Source organism: Streptomyces sp. NRRL WC-3742, from assembly GCF_000720635.1.
Classification (GTDB): Bacteria; Actinomycetota; Actinomycetes; order Streptomycetales; family Streptomycetaceae; genus Kitasatospora.
In genome coordinates this window covers 118,885-127,930 of the sequence record NZ_JOCF01000037.1, presented here as the reverse complement: position 1 = coordinate 127,930, position 9,046 = coordinate 118,885, and the positions used below count along the sequence as shown (strand labels likewise).

Annotated in this window: 5 protein-coding genes, 5 tRNA genes and 1 pseudogene; 8 read left to right on the top strand and 3 right to left on the bottom strand. The window is 71.9% G+C overall.

Annotation, left to right across the window (positions count from 1 at the left end; genetic code table 11):
• Positions 1–95 (bottom strand): annotated as a pseudogene (locus tag IH61_RS0121505) (roadblock/LC7 domain-containing protein); the annotation flags it as partial.
• Positions 96–105: 10 nt separating this feature from the next.
• Entirely contained in the window at positions 106–3,834 is a 3,729-nt protein-coding gene (locus tag IH61_RS0121500; protein WP_051837609.1) for a nitrate- and nitrite sensing domain-containing protein, read from the bottom strand.
• Between the two features lie 613 nt (positions 3,835–4,447).
• Between IH61_RS0121500 and IH61_RS0121495 the strand changes: the two genes are divergently transcribed.
• The 8 genes from IH61_RS0121495 to IH61_RS0121460 all read left to right on the top strand — a co-directional run bounded on the left by IH61_RS0121495 (position 4,448) and on the right by IH61_RS0121460 (position 8,004).
• Positions 4,448–4,702, top strand: coding sequence for a hypothetical protein (locus IH61_RS0121495; protein ID WP_324607610.1), 255 nt, complete (start codon positions 4,448–4,450; stop codon positions 4,700–4,702).
• A gap of 245 nt (positions 4,703–4,947) precedes the next feature.
• The gene (locus IH61_RS0121490) at positions 4,948–5,748 is read left to right on the top strand and encodes a fumarylacetoacetate hydrolase family protein (protein WP_031072216.1); all 801 of its coding nucleotides are present in this window, start codon (positions 4,948–4,950) and stop codon (positions 5,746–5,748) included.
• Positions 5,741–7,240 carry a glutamate--tRNA ligase gene (gltX, locus tag IH61_RS0121485; RefSeq protein ID WP_031072214.1) on the top strand — a complete coding sequence of 500 codons (1,500 nt, stop codon included), beginning with the start codon at positions 5,741–5,743 and terminating at the stop codon, positions 7,238–7,240. The genes IH61_RS0121490 and gltX overlap by 8 nt, the downstream gene beginning before the upstream one ends.
• A 250-nt stretch (positions 7,241–7,490) precedes the next feature.
• Positions 7,491–7,562, top strand: a tRNA-Gln gene (locus tag IH61_RS0121480).
• 45 nt (positions 7,563–7,607) lie between these two features.
• Positions 7,608–7,680: transfer RNA gene (locus IH61_RS0121475), tRNA-Glu, on the top strand.
• A 27-nt stretch (positions 7,681–7,707) separates the two neighbouring features.
• Positions 7,708–7,780: transfer RNA gene (locus tag IH61_RS0121470), tRNA-Glu, on the top strand.
• Between the two features lie 26 nt (positions 7,781–7,806).
• Positions 7,807–7,879 (top strand) — tRNA-Glu (locus IH61_RS0121465).
• A gap of 50 nt (positions 7,880–7,929) precedes the next feature.
• Positions 7,930–8,004, top strand: a tRNA-Gln gene (locus IH61_RS0121460).
• Between the two features lie 142 nt (positions 8,005–8,146).
• Here IH61_RS0121460 and IH61_RS0121455 read toward each other — a convergent pair.
• Positions 8,147–8,860 carry an IclR family transcriptional regulator gene (locus IH61_RS0121455; RefSeq protein WP_030306825.1) on the bottom strand — a complete coding sequence of 238 codons (714 nt, stop codon included), beginning with the start codon at positions 8,858–8,860 and terminating at the stop codon, positions 8,147–8,149.
• Between the last annotated feature and the right edge of the window lie 186 nt (positions 8,861–9,046).

Here is a 9,046-nt window from a genome sequence, read left to right as displayed (position 1 = left end):
CCGTCCGCGGAGACCACCACGGTGTGGGACACCCCGGGGGTGTTGTCCACGAAATTGGTGATCAGCCAGTTCAGGTTCTGTGCGGCCTGGCTCATCTGAATCAACTCAACGCTCCTGGTGATCTGCGCCGTTGCCGTCGCTCCGGCCACCGAAACTATCGAACCCGCCCGGCTGGGCACCATGCTGAACGCCCGGCTGGCCCGCGGCCTGCTCGGCCCCGGCCCGGCGACCCTGCTGGATGCCGCGGCGCAGGTTGGTCAGGCGGCCGCGAACCTCCTCGGGGGCGCGGGAGACCTGGGGGCCGGTCATCGGCGACGCCTCGGCGGTGCCGGAGACCAGGTTGGCCTGCGGCGTGCGCCGGGGGAGGCCGGACAGCGTGACGCCGCTGGTCGAGGGCTCGCGGACCTGCTCCGCGCGGCGCCAGCGCTCGTCGTTGGCGGACGGACGCCAGGGAGCGTCGTCGGGGCCCGGCTGCTGGAACTCCGGGTGCGCGGCGGGCTGCTGCGGTGTCTGCTGCTGGGCCTGCGGCGCCTGGGGCCGGCGCTGCTGCTGCGGGGCCTGCGGGCCCTCGCCCGGCTGGAACTCCGGGGAGGAGGTGCCGGGCCGGCGCGGCTGGTACGGGCGGGGCCGTGCCTGCTCCGGCTGCCAGGGCTGCTCGCCGGTGCCCTCGGAGGGCCCGGTGGGCAGCGCCATCGGCTCCTGACGGCGGTACTGCTCGGGGTTGGGCTGCTGCGGGGCGGGCTGCTGGACCTGCTCCGGGCGCACCGGCTCCGGACGGCCCGGGGTCGGGACGTTCGGCAGCACCGGCTCCACCAGGCCGAGGCCCAGCGGGTCGCGCGGGTCGATCTGGCTGGCCTCGAAGCGGGGGCGGGCGAACTGCTGGGTGCTCTCCACCGGAGCCGGCTGGGCCGGCGGCAGCGGCTGGGCCTGCTGCTGCGGCAGCTGGGGCTGGCGGTCGCGCTGCGGCGCCTCCGGGCCGGGGCGCTGCGGCCGGCGCGGGCCCTGGGGCCCCTGGGGACCCTGGGGACCCTGGGGACCCTGCGGGCCGGGACGGCCGGGGGCGCCGGGGCCCTGCTGGGCCGGACCCGGGGCGCCGGAGCGGCGCTGCGGCAGACCCTCCTGCGGACGCTCGCCCGGGCGGGCGCCCTGCTGCGGGGCGCCGGGGCGGCCGTGCTGGGGCTGCTCGCCGGTGCGCGGACCCTGGCCGGGCTGCTGCGGGCCGGGACGACGGCCGGGCTGGCCGTTCTGCTGCGGGCCGTTGGGCTGCGGACCGTTGGGCTGGGCGCCGCGGCGGGGCAGGCCGTTCGGGCCGCCCTGCGGGGACTGCTGCGGGGATTGCTGGGGCGGGCCCTGGCGGCCGGGACCGCGCTGCGGCGCCGGGCGTCCCTGCGGGGGACGGCCCTGGCCCTGCGGCTGGCCCTGGGGCGGGCTCTGACGGCCCGGACCAGGCTGGCCCTGCGGCGAGGAGGTCTCGCGCAGCGACTGGCCGACCTGCCGGGTCGGCAGCCCGCCGGGACGACCGCCCGGAGCCCCCGGGGCGCCAGGCGCACCGGGACCGCCAGGGGCACCGGGAGCACCCGGCGCCGCCGGAGCGGCGGGGCCGCCCTGGCCGAGCTGCGGACGCCCGCCCTGCGGGGCGTTGCCGGCCGGACCCTGCGCGAGCGCGGCCGGGCCGCCCTGGCCGGGGCTCATCTGGCGCTGCTGGCGCGGCGTCGGGGCGATCCCGCGCTGCTGCTTGGCCTGCGCGTTGCCGGGGCGGCCGGTGCCGCGGCGCTCGGCGGAGTTGGTGACGTCCACCGGGAGCATGACCAGCGCGGTGGTGCCGCCGGAGTCGCTGGGGCGCAGCTGGATGCGGATGCCGTGTCGCAGGGACAGGCGGCCGACCACGAAGAGGCCCATGCGGCGGGAGACGGAGACGTCGACCGTCGGCGGGTTGGCGAGGCGCTCGTTGATCTCGGCGAGGTCGTCGGGGCTCAGGCCGATGCCGGTGTCGTGGATCTCGACGAGCACGCGGCCGTCGGGCAGCGCGTGGCCGGTGACGCGGACGCGGGTCTGCGGGCTGGAGAACGAGGTGGCGTTCTCGAGCAGCTCGGCGAGCAGGTGGACGAGGTCGTTGACGACGCGGCCGGCGACCTCGGCGGAGGGCACCGAGGCGAGTTCGATGCGCTCGTACTGCTCCACCTCGGAGGCGGCGGCGCGGAGCACGTCGACCAGCGGGACGGGCCTGGTCCAGCGGCGGCCCGGGTCCTCACCGGCGAGGACGAGGAGGTTTTCGCCGTTGCGGCGCATGCGGGTGGCGAGGTGGTCCAGCTTGAAGAGGTTGGCCAGCTGGTCCGGGTCGGCCTCGCGGCTCTCGAGCTCGGAGATGAGCGACAGCTGGCGCTGGATGAGGCCCTGGCTGCGGCGCGAGAGGTTGGTGAACATCGCGTTGATGTTGCCTCGCAGGAGGGCCTGCTCGGCGGCGAGGCGGACGGCCTCGCTGTGCACCATGTCGAAGGCGTGGGCCACGTGGCCGATCTCGTCGGTGGAGTCGACGGCCACGGGTTCGACGGTGGTGTCGACGTCGTGGGGGTCGCTCTCGGAGAGCGTCTTGACGAGTTCGGGCAGTCGCCGCTCGGCGACGTCCTCGGCCGCGGCCTGCAGTCGGGTCAGCGAGCGCACCATCGAGCGGGCGATCAAACCGGCGCCACCGAGGGCGACGAGCAGCACCAGGGCGACGGCGGCGGCGATGATCAGCGCGTCGGTGTCGGCCTGGGCCTGGAGGTCCTGGGCCTTTCCGTCGAGGTTCTCGAGGAGCTTGGACTCGATCCGGCGCTCGGCGGTGATCTTGGCGCTGGCCTTCTCGTACCACTCCTTGAACGTCACCGGGTCGGTCTGGTGGATGCCGTTGACCTGGAGGATCGAGCGCGCGTAGCGGTCGGCGTCGGCGACGACGTTGTTGTAGCTGAGCTGCCCGCGCAGGTTGTCGAGGTCGTGCGCGGTGTAGATGTTGTTGAACCCGATGAGCGCGTTGTCGTAGGACGTGCGCAGGCGGATGCCGAAGGACTCGTCGCTCGCGCTGAGGTCGGGGCCCTTGGGGTTGGCGAGCGCGGCGCTGACGAGGGCGCGCTGCTGCGAGGTGACGTTCTTGGCGAGCGAGAACTGCTGGAGCGCGCGGGTCGCGACGACCAGGTCCTTGTTGTTGGACGCGAGCGCGATGTCCTGGGTGAGGCCCAGCAGGTCTCGGATGATCACGTCGTAGGCGGTGATCGTCGACTGGATGTTCTGGTTGTTCTGGTACGGCGTGTTGCGCGCCTCGGAGATGGAGTTCAGGTCCCTGCGGATCTGGAACAGCAGGGCCTTTCCACCGGAGAGCTCGAGGTTCTCGAACTTGTCGGAGGAGGCGGTGAAGGCGCGGTTGAGGTCGTCGGTGGCCTTGCGGGCCGTGACGATGTCGTCGTCGAGCGGGGCGCTCGGCTCCCGGGTGATCGGGCCGGCGCTGATGTCGCGCTCGGTCTGCAGGGCGTCCGCGAGGTTGGTCGCCTTCTTGGCCAGGTCGGAGAGGTTGGCCATCTGGGCGAGCTGCTGCGAGTTCTGCATCGAACTCTGGATGCGCAGGCCACCGAGGACCAGCGAGACCAGGACGGGCAGCGCGAGCAGCGCGATCAGGCGGGTGCGGATGCGCCAGTTGCGCATCGCGAGCCGGTTGATACCGGTGGCGCGGCGCCTGGTCAGAGTGGTGCGGAGCTTGTCGCGGGTGCGCTCGCGGCCCTCGCCCTCCGGCTTGCCGGGCGCCTCGGGCGCGGTCGGCCCGTCCGGGCCTCCGGGGGCTGCCGCCTGCTGAGGGGCAGCCACGGGCTCGTGCGACTCCGGGTTGCCCGCGGCGCCCCTACCCCTTTTGAAACGTCCCTGCACTGGCGTCGCAACCTCTGGACCGGGCGTCCCGCCGCGTCACCACGGCCTGGACGGTGTCGAGTTTCCATCCGCATCCCGGCCGGTCCGGGCGTGCGGGTCGCCGGGGTGGACTTCTCCCTACCCACGGTCCGTGGCATTCCAGCACAGCCGGGGAATCCCAACAAGGGCCGCCGGAACTCGCCGCCCAGCACTACCGACCGCGTGCGGCGTTTCACGGACTGTGCGGTAACCGGACCGGAATACCGCCTTTTTCGGACACTCGCCTGATACATGCCAAGCGGGCGGGAGATCGAAAAGATTCATAGACCTGTGGAGATGTCCGGAATGCGAGGTTCGCCGGGAATTTCCGTTGCGGCGAAATGTCGGAAATCCGGCTTTTGCAAACGAATTTGTGAGCAAACTCACAGAGTAATGTGTAGCTTTGGTCACGGTCTCTGTGGAATGCGATCTCGTACCCTGGCTGTCTCCGGCGCACGGCCCCATCAGCCTGCCCAGAACCCCTCCGAACCATTCGGAACCTTTCGGAATCACTCAGGCCGGTACCGAGATCCCCGTGATCCGCCCGGCCGCGACCACCGAGGTGCACTCGATGTCCCTGGCGAAGAAGGCCACCACGTCCACGCTGTCCAGCCGCCCCACGGCGAACCCGCGCCGGACGACCCTGGCCTCGGTCGAGGACTTCGCCTCGATCCCGGGCGCCCGCAAGCCCGAGGACGTCCTCACCTACGCGACGGAGCTGCCGGCCAAGACCGCCAACCCGCGCCGCGTCCAGCTGATGGTCGCCCCGGTCGTCGCCCCGCGCGACTGAGCCTGCCCGACCGAGCCCGCTCGACCGGCCCCTGTACGGACCGAGGGCGCCGCCGCCGCGACAGCCGGCGACGGCGCCCTCGCGCATGCCCGGACACCGCCGCCGAACAGGGGCAAAGCGGTCGGCGCGGACCCGGCGCGATAGCCTGGGCGACGATTGACGGGGCCGCGCCCACCTCGGGCGGGGCGCCCACCAGCGCCCGGGAGCGCTCCGGGCGGCCGAACGAAGCGAGGGGTGTCCCAGCCGTGCGCATTGCCAGGTTCTCCGTTCGGGAAGGAAGCCCTGCCGCCGGCAGCGTCTCCTTCGGCGTGGTGGAGGGCGACCCCTCCCAGCCCGATTCGCTGGTCGTCCACGCGCTGGCGGGCCACCCGTTCGGCCAACCCCAGCCCACCGGCGAGAGCTACCGCTTCCAGGACGTCCGGCTGCTGAGCCCGATGCTCCCCAACAAGATCGTGGCGGTCGGCCGCAACTACGCGGCGCACGCGGCCGAGCTGGGCAACGACGTCCCCGACGTCCCGCTCACCTTCTTCAAGCCCTCCACCTCCGTGATCGGCCCGACCGAGAGCATCGCGTACCCGCCGTTCTCCTCGGACGTCCAGTTCGAGGGCGAACTCGCCGTGGTGATCGGCCGGATGTGCCGCGAGGTGCCGCTGGACCGGGTGCCCGAGGTGATCCTCGGCTACACCTGCGCCAACGACGTCACCGCGCGCGACGTCCAGAAGCGCGAGGGCCAGTGGGCCCGGGCCAAGGGCTTCGACACCGCCTGCCCGCTGGGCCCGTGGATCGAGACCGACGTGGACCCGGGCGACCTCGCCCTCACCACCACGGTCAACGGGGAACTGCGCCAGAGCGGCCGTACCTCCCGGATGGTCCGCTCGGTCGCCGAGCTGATCGTCCACATCTCCGAGGCCATGACGCTGCTGCCCGGCGACGTCATCCTCACCGGCACGCCCGAAGGGGTGGGCCCCCTCAACGTCGGCGACGAGGTCGCCGTCTCCATCGAAGGCATCGGCACTCTCACCAACAAGGTGATCAAGCGTGGCTAACACTGACCCGGACGTCCGGGTTCGCTTCTGTCCCTCCCCGACCGGCAACCCCCACGTGGGGATGGTGCGCACGGCCCTGTTCAACTGGGCCTACGCCCGCCACACCGGCGGCAAGCTGGTCTTCCGGATCGAGGACACCGACTCCGCCCGCGACTCCGAGGAGTCGTACCACCAGCTGCTCGACGCCATGAGCTGGCTCGGCCTGGACTGGGACGAGGGCCCGGAGGTCGGCGGCCCGCACGCGCCGTACCGCCAGTCGCAGCGGATGGACATCTACGCCGACGTCGCCGAGCGCCTGCACGAGGCCGGCCACGCCTACCACTGCTACTGCAGCACCGAGGAGCTGGACGCCCGCCGCGAGGCCGCCCGCGCCGCCGGCAAGCCCTCCGGCTACGACGGCCACTGCCGGGACCTGAGCGAGGACCAGGTCGCGGTCTACAAGCTGGAGAAGCGCGAGCCGATCCTGCGCTTCCGGATGCCCGACAGGACCATCTCCTTCGACGACCTGGTCCGGGGCACGCTCACCTTCGAGCCGGAGAACGTGCCGGACTACGGCATCGTCCGCGCCAACGGCGCCCCGCTGTACACCCTGGTCAACCCGGTGGACGACGCCCTGATGGGCATCACCCACGTGCTGCGCGGCGAGGACCTGCTCTCCTCCACCCCGCGGCAGATCGCGCTGTACGAGGCCCTGGCCGAGATCGGCGTCGGCGCCGGCACCACCCCGCACTTCGGCCACCTGCCGTACGTGATGGGCGAGGGCAACAAGAAGCTCTCCAAGCGCGACCCGCAGGCGTCGCTCAACATGTACCGCGAGGCCGGCTTCATCCGCGAGGGCCTGCTCAACTACCTGTCCCTGCTGGGCTGGTCGCTCACCGATGACCGCGACCTGTTCGACATGGACGAGCTGGTCGCCGCCTTCGACATCGCCAAGGTGAACTCCAACCCGGCGCGCTTCGACCTGAAGAAGTGCGAGGCCATCAACGCCGAGCACGTCCGCCGGCTGGCCCCGGAGGACTTCGTCAAGCGCCTGGTGCCGTTCCTCCAGGCCCCCGGCCTGCTGCCGGCCGAGCCGAGCGCCGAACAGCTCGACCTGCTCGCCAAGGTGGCGCCGCTCACCCAGGAGCGGATGGTCGTGCTGAGCGAGATCGTCAACATGGCCGGCTTCCTGTTCGTCGCGCCCGAGGACTTCACCGTCGACCCCGCCGACGCGGCCAAGGCCCTGACGGCGGACGCCCGCCCCGTCCTGGAGGCCAGCGTCAAGGCGCTGGAGGAGCTCGAGGACTTCACCCCGGAGCCGATCCAGGCCGCGCTGCGCGAGGCGCTGGTGGACGGCCTGGGCATCAAGCCCAAGTTCGCCTTCACGCCGCTGCGGGTGGCCGTCACCGGCCGCCGGGTCTCGCCGCCGCTGTTCGAGTCGATGGAGCTGCTGGGCCGCCCCGAGACGCTGCGCCGCCTGCGCTCCGCCCTGGACGCCCTGCCGGCGGCCTGAACGGCCTCCTGACGCTCGTCCGAGCACGCCCGAGGGCCCGGCCAGGTGCCGGGCCCTCGGCGCACCCGGGGGCCACCTTCCGGCCTCCCGGCCGCTGCCTGGGGTTATCGATTTTGGAGCCAGGGCAGACGTCGGGTAATGTTCTTTCTGCGCCGCCCGGGAGGGAACGGACGAGGGAACGAAAGCCCCTCGGAAGGGACCGAACGAGAGGCGCAACGCCTGAGAAGGGCCCGCAGGGGTTCAACTCTGGTGGGGTATGGTGTAATTGGCAGCACGAGTGATTCTGGTTCATTTAGTCTAGGTTCGAGTCCTGGTACCCCAGCGCAGTACGGTCGGTGACGGCCGAACGGCAACAACTGAAGATCAAGCCCCCGTTGTGTAGCGGCCTAGCACGCTGCCCTCTCACGGCAGTAGCGCCGGTTCGAATCCGGTCGGGGGTACTGATCCCGCAAGGGATCGCCTGGAAAGCCCCCGTTGTGTAGCGGCCTAGCACGCTGCCCTCTCACGGCAGTAGCGCCGGTTCGAATCCGGTCGGGGGTACTGGTTCCGCGAGGAACCGCCAGGAAGCCCCCGTTGTGTAGCGGCCTAGCACGCTGCCCTCTCACGGCAGTAGCGCCGGTTCGAATCCGGTCGGGGGTACTCCAGAGCATGAAGCCGGTGGGTGGTCCCCATCGGCCCTTGCTTTGTGTTGGGGTATGGTGTAATTGGCAGCACGAGTGATTCTGGTTCATTTAGTCTAGGTTCGAGTCCTGGTACCCCAGCCAGAAATTGGAAAGGCCCCGATTCGGGGCCTTTTTGCTTTTCCCGTACCCGTGCGGAAGCACCGCGAAAGGCCCCGCTCGCATCCGAGCGGGGCCTTCTTCGTGGGGGTGGGTGGGGGAGTGTCGGTGGGGGAGAGTTCGCCGCTCAGCTGCGGCGCAGCGCCTCGGTGAGCCGGTTCGCGGCCTCGATGATGGCCTGGGCGTGCAGCCGGCCCGGGTGGCGGGTCAGGCGCTCGATCGGGCCGGAGACGGAGACGGCGGCCACCACGCGGTTGGAGGGGCCGCGCACGGGCGCGGAGACGGACGCGACGCCCGGCTCCCGCTCGCCGATCGACTGGGCCCAGCCGCGCCGCCGTACGCCGCTGAGCGCGGTGGCGGTGAACCGGGCGCCCTGGAGGCCCCGGTGGAGCCGCTCGGGCTCCTCCCAGGCCAGTAGGACCTGGGCGGCCGAGCCGGCCTTCATCGGCAGGGTGCTGCCGACCGGGACGGTGTCCCGCAGGCCGGAGAGCCGCTCGGCGGCGGCTACGCAGATCCGCATCTCGCCCTGCCGGCGGTAGAGCTGTGCGCTCTCGCCGGTGACGTCGCGCAGGTGGGTCAGGACCGGGCCCGCGGTGGCGAGCAGCCGGTCCTCGCCCGCAGCGGCGGAGAGTTCGGACAGGCGGGGGCCGAGGATGAAGCGCCCCTGCATGTCCCTGGTGACGAGACGGTGGTGTTCGAGTGCGACGGCGAGTCTGTGGGCGGTGGGGCGCGCCAGACCGGTGGCGGCGACCAGCCCCGCCAGCGTGGCGGGGCCCGACTCCAGTGCGCTGAGCACCAGAGCGGCCTTGTCGAGAACGCCGACGCCGCTAGAGTTGTCCATGCGCTAAGACTGCAGTCTCAGTCCGCGAGACGCAAGTTCAATCTTCCCGGAAAAGCGCCACTCTGGATGCAGCAGCCCGGGAGACATCCAGGATGTGGCCTCGTCAGAGTGTCCGCATCGTGGACAGGGTCCGGCGCGCAGGTCGCGCGAACGCGCCCCGCGCGGGGCGGTGAAGGCTAAGACCCG

Coding starts and splice junctions, on each gene's coding strand:
- IH61_RS0121455 (WP_030306825.1), bottom strand. CDS start 8,860: ATGGACAACTCTAGCGGCGTCGGCGTTCTCGACAAGGCCGCTCTGGTG.